Source organism: Mycobacterium sp. 94-17, from assembly GCF_035617725.1.
GTDB lineage: Bacteria > Actinomycetota > Actinomycetes > Mycobacteriales > Mycobacteriaceae > Mycobacterium.
In genome coordinates this window covers 292,019-309,522 of the sequence record NZ_JAPIYN010000001.1, presented here as the reverse complement: position 1 = coordinate 309,522, position 17,504 = coordinate 292,019, and the positions used below count along the sequence as shown (strand labels likewise).

General features: G+C 65.9%; 21 protein-coding genes. 12 read left to right on the top strand and 9 right to left on the bottom strand.

The genetic code is table 11. The annotated features are described in order from the left end of the window. The first annotated feature begins 11 nt into the window (after positions 1-11). Positions 12-1,595: a gamma-glutamyltransferase family protein gene (locus OQ789_RS01540; RefSeq protein WP_324682983.1), complete on the top strand. Its 1,584-nt coding sequence runs from the start codon at positions 12-14 to the stop codon at positions 1,593-1,595. Here the strand turns inward: OQ789_RS01540 and purD are convergent. Both purD and OQ789_RS01530 read right to left on the bottom strand, forming a co-directional pair. Next, positions 1,592-2,860 (bottom strand): phosphoribosylamine--glycine ligase, encoded by a 1,269-nt coding sequence (purD, locus tag OQ789_RS01535; protein ID WP_324682981.1) that lies wholly within the window; start codon positions 2,858-2,860, stop codon positions 1,592-1,594. The genes OQ789_RS01540 and purD overlap by 4 nt on opposite strands. 51 nt (positions 2,861-2,911) lie before the next feature. Continuing rightward, the gene (locus tag OQ789_RS01530) at positions 2,912-3,319 is read right to left on the bottom strand and encodes a MarR family winged helix-turn-helix transcriptional regulator (protein ID WP_324682979.1); all 408 of its coding nucleotides are present in this window, start codon (positions 3,317-3,319) and stop codon (positions 2,912-2,914) included. 73 nt (positions 3,320-3,392) lie between these two features. Between OQ789_RS01530 and OQ789_RS01525 the strand changes: the two genes are divergently transcribed. Then, positions 3,393-4,487 carry an aldo/keto reductase gene (locus tag OQ789_RS01525; RefSeq protein ID WP_324682978.1) on the top strand — a complete coding sequence of 365 codons (1,095 nt, stop codon included), beginning with the start codon at positions 3,393-3,395 and terminating at the stop codon, positions 4,485-4,487. A 6-nt stretch (positions 4,488-4,493) separates the two neighbouring features. Here OQ789_RS01525 and OQ789_RS01520 read toward each other — a convergent pair whose 3' ends face one another. Next, positions 4,494-4,724, bottom strand: a complete 231-nt coding sequence (locus OQ789_RS01520) for a hypothetical protein (RefSeq protein ID WP_324682977.1) — start codon at positions 4,722-4,724, stop codon at positions 4,494-4,496. Positions 4,725-4,765: 41 nt separating this feature from the next. Continuing rightward, complete coding sequence (locus OQ789_RS01515) at positions 4,766-4,915, bottom strand: hypothetical protein (protein ID WP_324682975.1); 150 nt, start codon at positions 4,913-4,915, stop codon at positions 4,766-4,768. Positions 4,916-5,042: 127 nt separating this feature from the next. Here OQ789_RS01515 and OQ789_RS01510 point away from each other — a divergent pair, with 127 nt between their 5' ends. Beyond that, entirely contained in the window at positions 5,043-5,366 is a 324-nt protein-coding gene (locus OQ789_RS01510) for a helix-turn-helix transcriptional regulator (RefSeq protein ID WP_324682973.1), read from the top strand. A 6-nt stretch (positions 5,367-5,372) separates the two neighbouring features. On the opposite strand, the gene OQ789_RS01505 is transcribed toward OQ789_RS01510, so the two are convergent. Genes OQ789_RS01505 through OQ789_RS01490 form a run of 4 tightly spaced genes read right to left on the bottom strand, consistent with a single transcriptional unit; the run spans position 5,373 to position 8,904 of the window. After that, complete coding sequence (locus OQ789_RS01505) at positions 5,373-5,801, bottom strand: carboxymuconolactone decarboxylase family protein (protein ID WP_324682972.1); 429 nt, start codon at positions 5,799-5,801, stop codon at positions 5,373-5,375. Next, positions 5,801-6,658 (bottom strand): NAD(P)-dependent oxidoreductase, encoded by an 858-nt coding sequence (locus OQ789_RS01500; protein WP_324682970.1) that lies wholly within the window; start codon positions 6,656-6,658, stop codon positions 5,801-5,803. The genes OQ789_RS01505 and OQ789_RS01500 overlap by 1 nt, the downstream gene beginning before the upstream one ends. After that, positions 6,655-7,404, bottom strand: coding sequence for an SDR family oxidoreductase (locus OQ789_RS01495; RefSeq protein ID WP_324682969.1), 750 nt, complete (start codon positions 7,402-7,404; stop codon positions 6,655-6,657). The genes OQ789_RS01500 and OQ789_RS01495 overlap by 4 nt, the downstream gene beginning before the upstream one ends. Before the next feature lie 30 nt (positions 7,405-7,434). Beyond that, complete coding sequence (locus tag OQ789_RS01490; RefSeq protein WP_324682967.1) at positions 7,435-8,904, bottom strand: aldehyde dehydrogenase; 1,470 nt, start codon at positions 8,902-8,904, stop codon at positions 7,435-7,437. A gap of 209 nt (positions 8,905-9,113) precedes the next feature. On the opposite strand from OQ789_RS01490, the gene OQ789_RS01485 reads away from it, so the two are divergent. The 9 genes from OQ789_RS01485 to OQ789_RS01445 all read left to right on the top strand — a co-directional run bounded on the left by OQ789_RS01485 (position 9,114) and on the right by OQ789_RS01445 (position 16,060). Beyond that, positions 9,114-9,743, top strand: a complete 630-nt coding sequence (locus OQ789_RS01485; RefSeq protein WP_420716017.1) for a TetR family transcriptional regulator — start codon at positions 9,114-9,116, stop codon at positions 9,741-9,743. Further along, positions 9,744-10,961, top strand: a complete 1,218-nt coding sequence (locus tag OQ789_RS01480) for a cytochrome P450 (protein ID WP_324682965.1) — start codon at positions 9,744-9,746, stop codon at positions 10,959-10,961. After that, positions 10,962-11,786: an SDR family oxidoreductase gene (locus OQ789_RS01475; protein WP_324682963.1), complete on the top strand. Its 825-nt coding sequence runs from the start codon at positions 10,962-10,964 to the stop codon at positions 11,784-11,786. Beyond that, a complete protein-coding gene (locus OQ789_RS01470) occupies positions 11,783-13,135 on the top strand; it encodes a cytochrome P450 (protein ID WP_324682961.1) in 1,353 nt (450 codons plus the stop codon). Before OQ789_RS01475 ends, OQ789_RS01470 begins: the two co-directional genes overlap by 4 nt. 8 nt (positions 13,136-13,143) lie before the next feature. Further along, positions 13,144-13,350 (top strand): ferredoxin, encoded by a 207-nt coding sequence (locus OQ789_RS01465; RefSeq protein WP_324682959.1) that lies wholly within the window; start codon positions 13,144-13,146, stop codon positions 13,348-13,350. A gap of 2 nt (positions 13,351-13,352) precedes the next feature. Beyond that, entirely contained in the window at positions 13,353-13,898 is a 546-nt protein-coding gene (locus tag OQ789_RS01460) for a nuclear transport factor 2 family protein (protein WP_324682957.1), read from the top strand. Positions 13,899-14,044: 146 nt separating this feature from the next. After that, complete coding sequence (locus OQ789_RS01455) at positions 14,045-15,172, top strand: NDMA-dependent alcohol dehydrogenase (RefSeq protein ID WP_324682955.1); 1,128 nt, start codon at positions 14,045-14,047, stop codon at positions 15,170-15,172. 8 nt (positions 15,173-15,180) lie between these two features. Next, positions 15,181-15,618 carry a ketosteroid isomerase family protein gene (locus tag OQ789_RS01450; protein WP_324682954.1) on the top strand — a complete coding sequence of 146 codons (438 nt, stop codon included), beginning with the start codon at positions 15,181-15,183 and terminating at the stop codon, positions 15,616-15,618. A gap of 37 nt (positions 15,619-15,655) precedes the next feature. Next, positions 15,656-16,060 (top strand): HIT family protein, encoded by a 405-nt coding sequence (locus OQ789_RS01445; protein WP_324682953.1) that lies wholly within the window; start codon positions 15,656-15,658, stop codon positions 16,058-16,060. On the opposite strand, the gene OQ789_RS01440 is transcribed toward OQ789_RS01445, so the two are convergent. Next, positions 16,048-17,481, bottom strand: a complete 1,434-nt coding sequence (locus OQ789_RS01440; RefSeq protein ID WP_324682952.1) for a HAMP domain-containing sensor histidine kinase — start codon at positions 17,479-17,481, stop codon at positions 16,048-16,050. The genes OQ789_RS01445 and OQ789_RS01440 overlap by 13 nt on opposite strands. Between the last annotated feature and the right edge of the window lie 23 nt (positions 17,482-17,504).

Below are 17,504 nucleotides of genomic sequence, written 5' to 3'. Positions count from 1 at the left end.
CGTTAAGGGCGGTGACCGCGCCTTTCGACTGGACCTTTCCCTACGCCTGGCCACGCAAGCCCATCGTGGCCGAAAACGTTGTGTGCACATCCCAACCGCTCGCCGCCCAGGCGGGCCTGCGGATGCTCGCACAAGGCGGGAACGCGGTGGACGCGGCCGTCGCCACGGCCATCACCCTGACGATCGTGGAACCGGTATCCAACGGCATCGGTTCGGACGCCTTCGCCATCGTCTGGGACGGCACGCGGCTGCACGGCCTGAACGCCTCGGGCCGCTCACCCGCGGCATGGACGCCGGACTACTTCGGCGGCAGCGGCGTACCGGCCCTGGGCTGGAATTCGGTGACGGTGCCCGGCGCGGTGTCGGCGTGGACCGAACTGCACGCCACATTCGGCAAGCTGCCGTTCGAGCGGCTCTTCGAGCCCGCAATCTCCTACGGCCGCAACGGCTTTCTGGTCTCGCCGACGGTCGCTGAGCAATGGGCCGCCCAGGTGACGCTTTTTGCGGACCAGCCGGGTTTCGCCGAGGCGTTTCTGCCCGGCGGGCAAGCGCCGCTCCCCGGCGAGCGATTCAGCCTGCCCGATCATGCCGCCACGCTCGAGACTATCGCGACGAGCAACGGCGAGGCGTTCTATCGCGGTCCACTGGCCGCCACCCTCGAGGCGCATGCGCTGGACAACGACGGCGCCATGCGGGCCAGCGACCTGGCGGCACACCGCGCCGACTGGGTCGGCACCGTCGACGGCGGCTACCGCGGATACACCGTGCACGAGATCCCGCCCAACGGGCAGGGCATCGTCGCGCTGATCGCGCTGGGCATCCTGGAACACTTCGACATGGCCTCGCTGCCAGCTGATTCCGCCGACAGCGTGCACCTGCAGATCGAGGCGGTGAAGCTGGCGTTCGCCGACGCCCAGGCTTATGTCGCCGACATCGAGCACATGCCGCTGGCGCCGCAACGGCTGTTGGACAAGGAATATCTGCGGCAACGGGCGGCACAAATCGACCGCGCACACGCCCAGCCGGCCTCCGCGGGAGCCCCGGCGGGCGGAACCGTCTATCTGACCGCAGCCGACGCCGCGGGGATGATGGTGTCGATGATCCAGTCGAACTATATGGGCTTCGGTTCGGGTGTGGTGGTGCCGGGAACCGGAATCGCGCTGCAAAACCGCGGAGCGAATTTCGTTGCAACCCCGGAACATCCGAATTCCGTGGGCCCGAACAAGCGTCCATACCACACCATCATCCCAGGGTTTGTGACCAAAGACGGAGCCCCGGTCATGAGCTTCGGGGTGATGGGCGGCACGATGCAGCCGCAGGGCCACGTGCAGGTGATGGTGCGCATCGCCGACCACGCGCAGAACCCGCAGGCGGCGTGTGACGGCCCGCGGTTCCGGTGGGTGGACGGTTTACAGGTCAGCTGCGAAAAAGGTTTCCCGGCTTCGACACTGGACGAGCTGCGCCGGCGCGGACACGATCTGGTCGCCGTCGACGACTACAACCAGTTCGGCAGCTGCCAGGCGATCTGGCGCCTGGATGGTGGCTATTTCGCGGCCAGCGATCCGCGCCGGGACGGTCAGGCCGCCGCGTTCTAGACGTGGATCTTGGCCTCGGCCGCCAACTGGGCGATGTCGCTTCGGAAGTGGCTGCCCGGCAATCGAATTGACCGCACCACCTGATAAGCGTTGGCCCGCGCGGCCGTCAGGTCGGCGCCGGTGCCCACCACGGACAACACCCGGCCGCCCGAGGAGACGATTTCGCCGTCCTCGCGGCGCGCCGTTCCGGCGTGCAAGACCCCGTCGGCTTCGGAGCCGACGATGACGTCTCCCACGCGGGGGCGTCCGGGATAGCTTTCCGCCGCCACCACCACCGTCACGGCGGCCCCGTCGTGCCAGCGCAGCTCGCCGAAGTCCGCCAAGGTGCCACTGCCGGCCGCGTACAACAGCTGTCCGAGCGGCGATTCCAGCAGCGCCAGCACCGCCTGTGTCTCGGGATCGCCGAAGCGGCAATTGAATTCGATCACCGCGGGCCCGTTAGCGGTGATGGCGAGCCCGGCGTACAGTAGTCCGCTGAACGAGCTGCCACGCGCAACCATCTCCGCCGCAACGGGTTCGACGATGTTGCTGACCACGTCGCGATACACCTCGTCGGGCAGCCACGGCACGGGCGCGTAGGCGCCCATGCCGCCGGTGTTGGGCCCACTGTCGCCGTCGCCGACACGCTTGAAATCCTGCGCCGGCAGCAGCGGCACCACGGTTTTACCGTCGACGACGCAGAACAGCGACACCTCCGGTCCGTCCAGGTAGGACTCCAGCAGCACCGGGTGGCCCGCCTCGAGCAAACCGGCGGCGTGCATGCGTGCGGCGCCGCGATCCGGGGTCACCACGACGCCCTTGCCCGCGGCCAGGCGATCGTCCTTGACCACCCACGCCGCCTCCCCCACCGGTGGGCCGAACCGGTCCAGGGCAGCATCCAAATGCGCTGGGGTATCGACGATTTCACTTTTCGCGGTGCGCACCCCGGCCGCGGCCATGACCTCTTTGGCGAAAGCCTTGGAGCCTTCGATGCGGGCGGCGTCCTTGCCGGGGCCGAAGCAGACGATGCCGGCGGCCCGTACCGCGTCGGCCACCCCGAGGACGAGCGGCACCTCCGGACCGATGACTACCAGATCGGCGCCGACCTCGCGCGCCAGCGCGACGACGTCTTCTGCCGACGCGACATCGACGTCGTGCTGGTCGGCCAGCCGCGCGGTGCCGGCGTTGCCGGGAGCGATCGCCAGCCCCGTGACCTGGGGATCTTTGCGAAGCGCCAACAGCAGCGCATGTTCACGGGCACCGGAACCGATCACCAGGACGCGCACGAGAGGTCAGACTAGCCCGGTCGGGCCGCTCACGCCCACAGGCCCGTGGATTCAGAGGATTTTCTCCAGCAGCCGATTGAGGTCGTTGCGTTGCGTGACCGTCAGGCGACCGAGGCGCTTGTCGAACTCGACGGAGAGCATCCTGAGGCCCTTCCCGGCGACCTGACGCCCGGCCGGGGTGAGCAGCAGCCGATGGCGGCGCAGATCGGACGGGTCGATTTCGCGGCGCACAAACCCCGCGGACTCGAGCCGCTTCAGGTAGAGGGTCACCGTCGCCTTGGGCATGCTCAACGTCGCCGCCAGTTCGGCCGGGTAGGGGTGCTCGTCGATCTCGGCGAGCAGGAACAGCTCCTTGGACTCCAGGCCCAGCGCGCAGATGTCGGGCTCGACGCACGAGATGACCGAGAGCAGCACCCGATAGTTCAGTGACCAGATCCTGGCCGCGTCGACCGCAGACATTCGACTTGTCAGATCGTTCAGCTACGAACTAGTTTCGATATGAACAAACTCATGGTCGAACAATCTACCGGAAGTGGGCATCATGCCGCTGGATCAATACGTGACACTCGGGCGATCCGGTCTGCGCGTCAGCCCCCTGTGCCTGGGCGCGATGACGTTCGGCGAAGACCTCGGCTGGGGCACCAGCGTCGACGAGTCCCAACAGATCATCGATCGGTACATCGAGCTCGGCGGCAACTTCATCGACACCGCCAACTTCTACACCCGAAGCCACTCCGAGAAGATCATCGGCGACCACATCGGGCGCCACCCGGCCCGCCGCGACCGGTTGACGATCGCGACCAAGTTCAGCGGCAACCTGTATCCGGGTGATCCCAACGGCGGCGGCTCGGGCCGCAAGTCGCTGATCAATGCCTGCGACAATTCGTTGCGGCGCTTGCAAACCGACTACATCGACCTGTACTGGCTGCACATCTGGGACCAGAACACCCCCATCGAGGAGACCATGGCGGCACTCGAGGACCTCGTTCGCGCCGGCAAGGTGCGCTACATCGGCGTCTCGGACACCCCCGCGTGGAAGATCGCCCAGGCCAACCTCATCGCCCGGCTCCGCGGCTGGTCGGCGTTCATCGGACTGCAGGTCGAGTACTCGCTACTGGAACGCACCATCGAAGCAGAACTGGTGCCGATGGCGGCCGAGTTCGGCCTCGGTATCACGCCGTGGTCGCCGCTGAAAGGCGGCGTCCTCAGCGGCAAGTACACCCGCGCCAACGCGGGCCGGCACAGCGCCGATCGCGGCGCCATGGTCGATGCCTTCCTCAACGAGAAGACGTACGCCGTCATCGACGAACTCGAGGCCATCGCGACGGCGCACGGCGCGAACGTCGCGAGCGTGGCGCTGGCCTGGGTCCGCGCGCAGCGTGGCGTCTCGTCCGTCATCATCGGCGCGCGCCGGCTTTCCCAGCTGGACGACAACGTCCGGGCCGTCGACGTGAACCTGAGCGGTGACGAGCTGGCGCGGCTGGACGCGCTGACCAAACCGAGGCTCGGATTCCCGCACAACATGCTGGGATTGGCGCCGGGCATCATCAACGGCGGAACGACCATCAATGGCGTCACCGGGCCGATCTCCGAATACGTGATGCCCGAAGGTATTCAGCCGTACTGATAGTCCTCAGCCGAGGCCCTGATAGATCAGCCGCGTGTAGTTGCGTGTGCGTTCGGTTCCGGCCGGCGTCACCTGGCCCATCTTGTTCATCACGTAGGCGAAGGTAGTGCGGCAGTACGGATTCATGACCGCCATGGAGCCACCCCACCCGCCCCAGTAGCAGATCTTCTCGTTCGGAACGTCGGGCACCGCCTCGGGATTCGGCAGGGCGAAGCCCATGCCCCACCGAGTCGGCATGGCCAACACCAGGTCGGTGCCGTTGGCCTGCTCTTGAAAGATCAGGTCCCGTCGCGGCAGCCCCCGGCGTGCACCGGGTGCTCGCGCTGGCGAAGCGCGCCCGGGCCGCGATCGCTCAAGGCGACTTCGAGCAAGCGCAGCGCGACAGTAATGACGCGCTGATCGGAGCGGTCGACCTGAAGGCTTGTCATCGAATGCCTGGCCGCCCTGGCGGCGGCAGGCCGTGAGGCCGCGCGCCTTCTCGGAGCGGCACAGGCGGAACGCAACCGAACCGGTTATGTGCGCATGAATATCTACGACGCCGCATACGACGCAACGGTGGCAGCGCTACGCGAAGCTCTGGGCGATAAGGAATTCGAGGATGCGTGGGCCGACGGTGACGCGATGTCCCTCGACGACGCGATCGCCTACGCGCAACGCGGCGGTCGGGAGCGCAATCGACCGTCAACCGGTTGGGAATCGCTGACGCCGGCGGAAATCAACGTCGTCAAACTCGTCAGCGAAGGGCTTGCCAATAAGGACATCGCGGCGGGTCTGTTCGTGTCGCCGCGTACCGTGCAAGCGCACCTCAGCAACGTTTACTCCAAGTTGGGGATCGCCTCGCGAGTGCAGCTCGCCAAAGAGGCTGCACGGCACGCTTAGTCGCGGTCACCCGCCCCTGTGCATCTTGACCGCACCCTCGACGTTGGCCTTCTTGTCCTCTCCAGAACCCTTCGCCGCAGCCTTCTTGCGTTTGGCCACGACGGCGTCGACCGCTCCGTTGAGCGCAGAACCGAGCGGGAACCCGAGGTAGTGGGTGAGGAAGACGGCCATCTCCTTGAGCTCGGTCTCGGTGAGTTCGCCGTTGAGAAGTGCTGCGTTGATCTGGATTTCGGCCAAATCGCGGTTTCCGACCGCGGTCACCGCGGTTAGCGTCATGATGCGCTTGTCTCGCATCGACAATCCCGGTCGCGTCCAGATGCTGCCGAACAGGTGGTCGACGGTCAGGTCGAAGTACGCGTCGCCTTCGATGTTGGGCATCTCCCAGCCGTAGACCTCGTTCATCTTCGCGAGGCCCTTGCTGCGCAGCTCGTCCATTACGCCTCTTTCCCCGTGTGCGGGACCCCGAGGCCGGCTGCCAGGTTTTGTATGGCAAGCCGTGCCAGCGGCAGATCAACATCCAGCTCGTCGGCCAACGCCAGGGCCAGGCCCAAGTCCTTCTCCCCCAGCGCCCGGGTATGCAAGAAGGGTTGGTAGAGGAAGTGGTCTGGCATCAACGGCTTGGCGTCGTCGCGGAACATGATCATGCCGGGACCACCGGTCTGCTTATCGCTGTGGCGCACAACGTTGCCCAGATCTTGCAGGCTGATACCGGCCGCATCGGCGAGCTGCAGCGCCTCGCACGCTGCAACGAAAGACGTGAAATGCAGCATGTTGCGAGCCAGCTTCATCCGGGTGCCCGCTCCGGGCTCGCCGGCATGAACGATCAGCGATGCCCATCGCGAGAAGGGCTCCTGCACAAGAGCGAATGCAGCGTCGTCGGCACCGACCATCACCGCCAGCTCGCCCTTCTTCGCCGCGCGGTCCCCGCCGCTCACCGGCGCGTCGACGATATGGATACCCGCGGACCCCAGCCGCTCGGCGAGCTCGACCGCAGTGTCCGGATTGATTGTCGAGTGGATCGCAATAATCGTGCCGGGCTTGGCGTTCGCCGCCAGTTCGCCGACGACCTCCCGCACCTGGGCGTCGTCGAGCACCACGATATGAATGAGGTCGGCCCGCGCGACGTCGGCGACGCTGTCGGCCAGGCCGGCGCCGGCTTCGGCCAGCGGGGTCATCGCCTCGGCGCGAAGGTCGTAAACCGTTAGCCCGCCGGGCCATTCGACGAGCCGCTTGGCAATCGGCGTGCCCTGGTTGCCCAGTCCGATGAATCCGAGCTTCAGATCGTCACTCATGATCGGATTATCTGTCCGCCGTCAACGTTGAAGATCTGTCCGGTGATCCATGATGCCTCGTCGGAGAGCAGGAACAGACACATGCCGACCAAGTCCTCGGGCGTCCCCATCCGCGACAGCGGCAGACCCTTGACAATGTCGTCGACCATCTCCTTGGGCGTGGTGGTCCGGTTGGCCTCGGTGTCGATGGGCCCGGGGGCGATCGCATTGATCCGGATCTTCTGGCCACCCAGCTCGCGCGAAAGCTGTTGCGTCAGGCCGTTCAGCCCGACCTTTGCCAGGCCGTAGTAGTTCGCGTAAAGCCAGGCGGCAGTGGATGACTGGTTGACGATCGCTCCGCCGCCGCGCTTGGCCATCTTCTTATACACCGCGCGGGTGCACCACAGCGCGCCGTCGAGGTTCACGCTCATGAACTTGCGGTAGTACTCCGGGTCGATGGTGAGCAAGAAGTCCAGCTTCATGCCGCCGAAGATCGCGGCGTTGTTGACCAGGTAGTCGATGCCGCCGAATTCGGCCAGCGTTCGGTCGGCCATCTCCTTGGCCGACGCGGGGTCGGACACGTCGACCGGAATGCTGATGGCGGTTCCGCCGTCGGCGACGATCTGCTTCGCGACAGCGTCGGCGGCCTCGGCGTTGATATCGGCGACCACCACCGCCGCGCCCTCGCGGGCCAGCGCCTCGGCGTACGCCTGCCCGATGCCACCACCAGAACCGGTGACGATGCCGACCTTATTTTCGAATCGCATGTCTTCCTCTCGCTCGCCTAGTTGGCGCGGTCACTTCACGGCTGTGGCAATGGTTTTGACTTCCAGGTACTCCTCGAAGCCGGCCACGCCCATCTCTCGTCCGTTGCCGGATTGCTTGTATCCGCCGAACGGTGCGTCGGCGGAGTACCAGACACCGCCGTTGACATTGACGGTGCCCACCCGCATCCGCGCGGCGAACTTCGCGGCACGGTCGGGGTCGGCACTGAACACGGTGCCCGACAAGCCATACGGCGAGTCGTTGGCGATGCGCAGCCCGTCGTCCTCACCGTCGTAGGCGATTACGGTGAGCACCGGGCCGAAGATCTCCTCGCGGGCGGGCCGCGCGTCGTTGGTCAGGCCCGCGATTACGGTGGGTTCGATGAAGAACCCGCGGTCCTTGTCAGCCGGGCGGCCGCCGCCGCAGGCGAACGTCCCGCCCTCGGTGATCGCGAGATCGAGATAGCTTTGCACGCGCTCGCGCTGCCGGGCGGAGATCACCGGCCCGCATACGGTTCCGGAGTCGTTGGGGTCGCCGGGCTTGATCGAGCCCATGGTGCCCGCCGCGATGGCGACGGCCTCGTCGTAGCGGGCCCGCGGTACCACCAGCCGGGTCGTGATGGCGCACCCCTGCCCGGCGTGCATGGCCGCGGTGAACGCCGACATCGAGCAGGCCCCGCCCAGGTCGGCGTCGTCGAGAACGACGAACGCCGACTTGCCGCCCAGCTCCAGGAACACCCGCTTGATCGTCGCGGCGGCGTCGCCCATCACGCTGCGGCCGGTCGCGGTCGATCCGGTGAACGAAACCATGTCCACCCGAGGGTCTTTGGAGAGCAGCGCCCCCACCCGGTGGTCATTCGACGTGATGATGTTGACGACGCCGGGCGGGAAGTCAGTTTGCTCGGCGATGATTTCGCCGAGCACGGCGGCACACCAGGGTGTGTCGGGCGCGGGCTTCAACACCACGGTGTTGCCCGCGGCCAGCGCGGGTCCCAGTTTCGCGAGGTTGATCTGGTGCGGGAAGTTCCACGGGGTGATGGCGCCGACGACACCAACGGCTTCCCGCGAGATCGTGCGCCGGGTCGGGATGCCCATCGGCGATGCCTGGCCGAGATCCTGATTCCACTCGTAGGACTCGGCGGTGTCGGCCGCAAAGCTCAGGTCGCCGACCGGTCCCTCCAATTGGGCGGCCGAGGTGAGCATCCGCGGGGCACCGACCTCGGCGATGGTGATGTCGCGCAGTTCTTCGATGTGCTCGAGCATCGCGTCGCGCAACTGCCGTATGCACCGCACCCGTAATTCGGTGTTGCGGGACCAATCCGTCTCGTCGAAGGCCCGCCGCGCGGCGTCGATGGCGCGGTCCATGTCGGTGGCGTCGGCGTTGGCGGCAACACCCAGCACCTCCTCGGTCGCCGGGTTCACCGTGGGGAAGTTGCCGGCGCTCCCGGCCGACAGCTTGCCGTCGATGAATAGTTCACTCACGCCGTCGGCCAGCAAGGCCATGTCCCGCTCCCGTCTGCGCGCGGCCGACTCGGCACGCCAATGTGGTGGACAGTTGTCCGATATTGTCCGATCGAACCATAGCCGCCTGGTCATCAACGGTGCAAGAGGCGATCACGAATGTCGCGCACAAAGCCGTGACTAACGCCGCTGAACTGCGTATTTAGCGCACGGGCTTGCTTCGTGCCGTTTCCTTCCGTTAGCTTGGACATGTGTCCAGCGACGCACTGGTGACCATCTCATCCGACGGCGACCGCCAGACCGGTCAGCCGGCGCGCAACCGTCGCCAGGAGGAGACCTTCCGCAAGGTGCTGGCGGCGGGCATCGAAACCCTGCGGGAGAAGTCATACGCCGACCTGACGGTCCGGGCGGTCGCCGCACGCGCCAAGGTAGCCCCGGCCACCGCGTACACCTACTTCTCGTCAAAGAACCACCTGATCGCCGAGGTCTACCTGGACTTGGTGCATCAGGTCCCGTTCTTCACAGACGTCAACGACCCGATGCCGGTCCGGGTGGACAAGGTGCTGCGTCACCTGGCGCTGGTGGTCGCCGACGAGCCCGAGGTCGGCGCCGCGTGCACGACGGCACTGCTCGGCGGAGGCACCGACCCCGCGGTGGGTGCGGTGCGCGACCGCATCGGCGCCGAGATCCACCGCCGCATCGCGACCGCGATCGGACCAGGAGCCGACCCGAACACGGTGGCCGCGCTGGAGATGACGTTTTTCGGCGCGTTGGTACAGGCCGCCAGTGGTCAGTTCACCTATCACCAGATTGCCGACCGATTGGCCTATGTAGTGAGCCTGATCCTGCCCGGGAAGACAAGCCAGGAGACAAGAACTTAAATGACCGTCCATGTGGGCGACCACGAGCTGGTCCTCGATCCTTACGACTACGACTTCCACGAAGATCCGTACCCTTACTACAAGCGGCTACGCGACGAGGCCCCGCTGTATCGCAATGATGAGCTGAAGTTCTGGGCGCTGTCGCGGCACCAAGACGTGCTGCAGGGATTCCGCAACAGCACAACGCTTTCCAACAAGTACGGGGTTTCGCTGGACCCTGCATCGCGAGGCCCGCACGCGAGCAAGACCATGTCCTTCCTGGCGATGGACGACCCTGGCCACCTGCGTCTGCGGACGCTGGTCTCAAAGGGCTTCACCCCCAGGCGGATTCGCGAACTCGAACCCCGTGTCACCGAGATCGCCCGACAGCACCTCGACACCATGCTGGATAAGGCCTCGCACGGCACCGTCGACTACGTCGACGAGTTCGCCGGCAAACTCCCCATGGACGTCATCTCGGAGTTGATGGGGGTACCCGAGCCCGATCGCGATCAAGTGCGGGCCTGGGCCGACGGGGTGATGCACCGCGAGGAGGGCGTCACCGACGTGCCGCCCGAGGCGGTTGAGGCCTCCCTCAACCTGATCGTCTACTACCAGGGCATGGTGGCCGAGCGACGTAAGAGCCCGACCGACGATCTGACCTCGGCGCTGCTGGAAGCCGAGATCGACGGCGACCGGCTCACCGACGACGAAGTGCTCGGCTTCATGTTCCTGATGGTGATCGCCGGTAACGAGACCACCACCAAACTGCTTGCCAACGCTGCCTTTTGGGGTCACCGCAACCCGGATCAGCTGACACCGATCTACGAGGATCTGTCGCAGGTGCCGCTATGGGTGGAGGAGACCCTGCGCTACGACACCTCGAGCCAGATCCTGGCGCGCACCGTCTCGGGCGAGCTCACCCTCTACGACACCACCATTCCCGACGGGGATGTACTGCTGCTGTTGCCCGGGTCCGGGCACCGCGACGAGCGCGTCTTCGACCGCCCCGACGACTACCTGATCGGCCGCGAAATCGGGGCCAAACTACTGAGTTTCGGCAGCGGCGCACACTTCTGCCTGGGTGCGCATCTGGCGCGGATGGAAGCGCGGGTTGCGCTCGCCGAGTTGTTCAAGCGAATCCGCAGGTACGAGGTGGACGAGGCCAACGCCGTCCGCGTCCACTCGAGCAATGTCCGCGGATTCGCTCACCTACCAATGACCTTGGAGGTCCGCTGAATGCCCCGCTTTGATCCCCTGCCCGAACGCAGGCCCGCCATCGTGGCCGGCGCTTCCTCCGGCATCGGAGAAGCGACCGCCATCGAGCTCGCGGCGCATGGTTTCCCGGTCGCGCTGGGCGCCCGCCGGGTGGAGAAGCTCAACGACATCGTCGGCAAGATCAACGCCGACGGCGGCGAGGCGGTCGGATTCCACCTGGACGTCACCGACCCGAACTCGGTGAAATCCTTTGTCGCACAATCGACCGAGGCGCTCGGTGACGTCGAGGTGCTGGTGGCCGGCGCCGGCGACACCTATTTCGGCAAGCTCGCCGAGATCACCACCGACGAGTTCGAGTCGCAGTTGCAGATCCATCTCGTCGGCGCCAACCGGCTGGCCACCGCGGTGCTACCCGGCATGCTCGAGCGGCAGCGCGGCGACCTGATCTTCGTCGGATCCGACGTGGCCCTGCGCCAGCGGCCGCACATGGGCGCCTACGGCGCGGCCAAGGCCGCGCTCGTCGCGATGGTCACCAACCTGCAGATGGAGCTCGAGGGCACCGGCGTGCGGGCCTCGATCGTGCATCCCGGCCCGACGAAGACATCGATGGGCTGGAGCCTGCCCGCCGAGAAGATCGGCCCCGCGCTCGAGGACTGGGCGAAGTGGGGCCAGGCTCGACACGACTATTTCCTGCGTGCGGCGGATTTGGGACGTGCCATCACGTTCGTCGCCGAGACACCGCGCGGTGGCTTCATCGCGAACATGGAGCTTCAGCCCGAAGCGCCGTTAGCCGCGGCGAAAGAACGCCAGCAACTCAAAGTCGACGAGAAAGCGTTGAATTCATGACCACAGCGATCGTGCCGCGCGTTTCGGGCGGCGAAGAAGAACACGGTCACCTCGAGGAATTCCGGACCGACCCGATTGCCTTGATGCAGCGGGTCCGCGACGAATGCGGCGACGTCGGCTGGTTTCAGCTGGCGGGCAAGCACGTCATTCTGCTCTCCGGCGCGGGCGCCAACGAGTTCTTCTTCCGTTCGGCCGACGATGATCTCGACCAGGCCGCGGCGTATCCGTTCATGGCGCCGATCTTCGGCAAGGGCGTGGTCTTCGACGCCAGCCCCGAGCGGCGTGCCGAGATGCTGCACAACACCGCACTACGCGGCGAGCACATGAAGGGGCACGCCTCCACCATCGAGGATCAGGTACGGGGGATGATCGCCGACTGGGGCGACGAGGGCGAGATCGACCTGCTGGACTTCTTCGCCGAGCTCACCATCTACACCTCGACGGCCTGCCTGATCGGAGTCAAGTTCCGCAATCAGTTGGACTCCCGGTTCGCGCACTACTACCACGAATTGGAGCGCGGCACCGACCCGCTGTGCTATGTGGACCCCTACCTGCCGATCGAGAGCTTCCAGCGGCGTGACCAGGCCCGCAAAGATCTGGTGGCACTCGTACAGGAGATCATGAACCAGCGGGCCGTCAACCCGCCCAAGGACAAGAGCGACCGCGACATGCTCGACGTGCTGGTGTCGATCAAGGACGACGAGGGCAATCTGCGGTTCTCCGCCGACGAGGTCACCGGGATGTTCATCTCCCTGATGTTCGCCGGGCACCACACCAGTTCCGGCACCTCGGCCTGGACGCTGATCGAGCTGATCCGCCATCCCGACGCCTACGCCGAGGTGCTCACCGAACTCGAGGAGCTCTACGCCGACGGCCAGGAGGTGAGTTTCCATGCGTTGCGCCAGATTCCGAAGCTTGACAACGTGGTCAAGGAAACGTTGCGCCTGCACCCACCGTTGATCATCCTGATGCGGGTGGCGAAGGGCGAGTTCGAAGTCGAGGGTTTTCCGATCCACGACGGTGACTATGTCGCCGCGTCCCCGGCGATCTCCAACCGGATTCCGGAGGACTTTCCCGACCCGAACACGTTCAACCCCGATCGCTACAACAAACCCGAGCAGGCAGACGTCGCCAACCGGTGGACCTGGATTCCGTTCGGCGCCGGCCGGCATCGCTGTGTCGGGGCGGCCTTCGCGCAGATGCAGATCAAAGCGATCTTCTCGGTTCTGTTGCGCGAGTATGAGTTCGAGATGGCGCAGCCAGCCGACAGTTATCACAACGACCACTCCAAGATGGTCGTCCAGCTGGCCAGGCCGGCTAAGGCGCGTTACCGTAAGCGCCGGAAGTAGCTCCTCCCATGGGATTTCGAATCGAAGCGGATCTGGATTTGTGTCAGGGCCACGCCATGTGCGAACTGGAGGCACCCGACTACTTCAGGGTGCCCAAGCGGGGCAAGGTCGAGATCGTCGACCCCGAACCGCCCGAAGACGCCCGCGACGAGGTCGAACTGGCGGTCCAAATGTGTCCAACCCAAGCACTATTCATCAAAGAGAAAGAAGACTGACAGTGTCGTCACACTCCCGCGAGGAACTCGAAGCATGGGTCGACCGCTGGCTACAGGCCAACAAGGATTGCGAAAAGGCCGGTGACTGGCGGCCGTTGGCGGACTTCTACACCGAAGGCGCCACCTATGGCTGGAACATCGGCCCCAAGGAAGATGTGATGTGCGTCGGCATAGACGAGATCCGCGACGTCGCCCTGGGCCTGGAGATGGAGGGCCTGGAGAACTGGGTGTACGAGTACCAAAAGGTGCTCATCGACGAGAAGCAGGGCGAGATCGTCGGCTTCTGGAAGCAGATCGTCAACAAGACCGACGGCACCCAGGACGAGATCTACGGCATCGGCGGCAGCTGGTTCCGCCTCGACAGCGACCAGCTCATCGAGTGGCAGCGCGACTTCTTCGACTTCGGTCACGTCGCGTACATGTTCGGCAAGCTCATCGAGTCCGGGGACCTGAGCGACGGCATGCAGAAGCGCATCGAGCGCAGCATCGCCGGCGAAAAGCTGGCCGGCTACTACCCGCTTGGCGAGGCGCCCGTCCCGATTTGGTGAGCGCTGGTACCAACCAAGCATTTGATTCGTTGCACGCGCTATGCTGACGCGACAAGGGTGCCTGTGGCACTCGTCACTTAGCTGGCCGGCGTGAACGGGCCGGTCAGCTCTGATCAATTCAAAGGCGAAATGGGGTCAGGACCATCGTGAAGACAAAAGGCGCACTGATCTGGGAGTTCAACCAGCCCTGGTCTATCGAGGAAATCGAGATCGGCGACCCGCAAGCCCATGAGGTCAAGATCCAGATGGAAGCGGCGGGCATGTGCCACTCCGACCATCACCTGGTCACCGGCGGCATCCCGATGGCCGGCTTCCCGGTGCTCGGCGGCCACGAGGGCGCAGGCATCGTCACCGAGGTCGGTCCGGGCGTGGAAGACATCGCGCCCGGTGACCACGTGGTGCTGTCCTTCATCCCATCGTGTGGGCAGTGTCCGACCTGTCAGGCGGGCATGCGCAACCTGTGCGACCTGGGCGCCGGCCTGCTGGGCGGCGCCGCGGTGTCCGACGGCACCTTCCGTATCCAGGCCCGCGGCCAGAACGTGTTCCCTATGACGCTGTTGGGCACGTTCTCCCCCTACATGGTCGTGCACCGCAGCTCGGTGGTGAAGATCGATCCGTCCGTCCCCTTCGAGGTCGCCGCGCTGGTCGGCTGCGGCGTCACCACCGGGTACGGGTCGTCGGTCCGCACCGCTGACATCCGCCCGGGCCAGGACGTCGCCATCGTCGGCGTCGGCGGGGTCGGCATGGCGGCACTGCAGGGAGCCGTCAACGCGGGGGCCCGCTACATCTTCGCGATCGACCCGGTCGAGTGGAAGCGTGACCAGGCGCTCAAGTTCGGGGCCACCCACGTCTACCCCGACATCATGGCCGCGATGGCGGGCATGGCCGAGGTCACCTACGGCCTGATGGCCCACAAGGTCGTGGTCACTGTCGGTGAGCTGCAGGGCGCCGACATCGACAACTACCTGAACATCACCCAGAAGGGCGGCACCTGCGTGCTGACCGCGATCGGCAGCCTGCTGGACACCAACGTCAACCTGAACCTGGCGATGCTGACCCTCATGCAGAAGAACCTGCAGGGCACCATCTTCGGTGGTGGCAACCCGCAGTACGACATCCCGCAGCTGCTGTCGATGTACAAGGCCGGCAAGCTCAACCTGGACGACATGATCACCCGCCAGTACAAGCTGGAGCAGATCAACGACGGCTACCAGGACATGCTGGACGGCAAGAACATTCGCGGCGTCATCCGTTTCACAGACGCCGACCGGTAAGGGTCGACATGACCCAGACCGAATCCCAGGCATCGCCGGCACTGGCCGCATCGCAGGCCTCGTGGCGGTGCGTCCAGGCCCATGACCGGGAGGGCTGGCTGGCGCTGATGGCCGATGACGTCGTCGTCGAGGACCCGATCGGCAAGTCCGTCACCAATCCGGACGGCTCCGGGGTCCACGGAAGGGACGGCGTCGCAACCTTTTACGACACCAACATCGCGGCCAATCGACTGAGCATCACCTGCGAGGAGACCTTCCCATCGAGCTCGCCGGACGAGGTCGCCCACATTCTGGTGCTCAACAGCAGGTTCGAAGGCGGCGTCACCAGCTCGGTGCGCGGCGTGTTCACCTACAAGGTCAACGACGCCGGGCTGATCACCAACATGCGTGGGTACTGGAACCTCGACATGATGAAGTTCGGCCAAGAGGAGCAGAGCGCGGACTGACGAGGGGCCGCCTGAACGCCCCACCTATGCTGGGGCCATGGCGTCGATCTTCACCAAGATCATCAACCGTGAACTGCCCGGCCGCTTCGTCTACGAGGACGACGACGTCGTCGCGTTCCTCACGATCGAGCCGATGACGCAGGGGCACACGCTCGTCGTGCCGCGCGCCGAGATCGACAACTGGCAAGACGTCGACGGCCCGGCCTTCGCCCGCGTCATGGAAGTGGGCCAGTTGATCGGCAAGGCGGTGTGCAAGGCCTTCCGCACCGAGCGGTCCGGCCTGATCATTGCCGGGCTCGAGGTGCCGCATCTGCACGTGCACGTCTTTCCCACCCGCAGCCTGAGCGACTTCGGCTTCGCCAACGTCGACCGCAACCCGTCGGCGCAGTCGCTGGACGAGGCCCAGGCCAAGATCAAGGCGGCGCTGGCTCAGTTGGCGTGAATCGCCTCGTGTGTGGGCACGTCGCTGATGCGCGGCAGCGTTACCCGGAACCGGCAGCCCTCGCCGGGCGCGGTGGTGACGCTCACCGCGCCGCCATGCGCGCGCACCAATGACTCGACGATGGATAGCCCCAGGCCGGTGCCGCCGCTGGCTCGTGCCCGCGACGCGTCGGTCCGATAGAACCGCTCGAAGACGCGCGACGCGTCCTCCTCGGTCATGCCGGGTCCTTCGTCCGCCACCTCGAGCACCGCGTCGGCCCCGTCGGTGCCGACCCGTACGGTGACGTCGGCGCTTACCGGGGTGTGCTGCACGGCGTTGGCGACGAGGTTGCTCAGCACCTGGCGGAGCCGCGTTTCGTCACCCAGCACCTCGGGTGTGCCGGGACCGTCGAGGACCTCCATGGTGATCGTGCGGCCGGAATCCATCGCCTGTCCGTCATGCACGGCATCGCTGGCCAGCGCCAGCAGATCCACCCGGTGGTATTCGAGCGGGCGTTGCACATCGAGGCGGGCCAGCAGCAGCAGGTCTTCCACCAGCAGGCCCATCCGGGAGGCCTCGCTTTCGATCCGCGACAACAGCATCGCGACGTCGCGGGTGGCGCCCTGGCGATACAGCTCGGCGAAACCGCGGATGGTCGTCAGCGGGGTGCGCAGTTCGTGGCTGGCATCGGTGATGAACCGCCGCATCCGGTCCTCGGAACTACGGGCCCGCTCGGCGGAGGACTCCGAGGATGCCAGCGCTTCCTGGATCTGCGCGAGCATGCCGTTGAGCGCCTGGGACAGCCTGCCCACCTCGGTGCGCGGATCTCGTTCTGGCACACGGCGATCCAGCTGACCCGAAGCGATGGCCGCGGCTGTCTGCTCGACCTCTACCAGCGGCCGCAGGCTGCGCTGCACCACCGCAAAGCCGGCGATTCCGACCACGGCCAGCACCGCCGCCCCGATGCCCATCTGCAGCCAGACCAGCGAGCGGAGCGTGTGCTGAACGTCGGACAGGTCGATCGCGACCGTGGTCAGTCCGTGCGGACCGTGCACCGACACGGCCCGCCACTGAATGTCGGAGCCGTTCACCGAGGGAAGTGTGGTCGGGTTGGGGCCCACGTCGTTGTCGGACGGTAGCGCCGGTGCGGCGCTGCGGTCGTTGATGGCGGTGAACGGGGTGCCGTCGATACTGACGCCGCGCACGTAGAACTTCGATGGCGGCCGGCCCGGGTCGGGATCCTCGAAGGGCGGCGACGGCGGGGCCTGAGCCCAGCCCCTGGACGCTTCGAGCAGAGCGGAGTCGATGCGACTGACCAGGCGGTGCCGCAGCATCGACGTCACCGCGATGCCGGAGACGGCGAGGCCGCAGGCGACCAGGGCCAGGGTCGCGGTGACGAGCCCTATCCGGAGGGGCAAACCGCGTTGGGGCTTGTTGACCATCTACCTACTTCTTCGCTACCGCT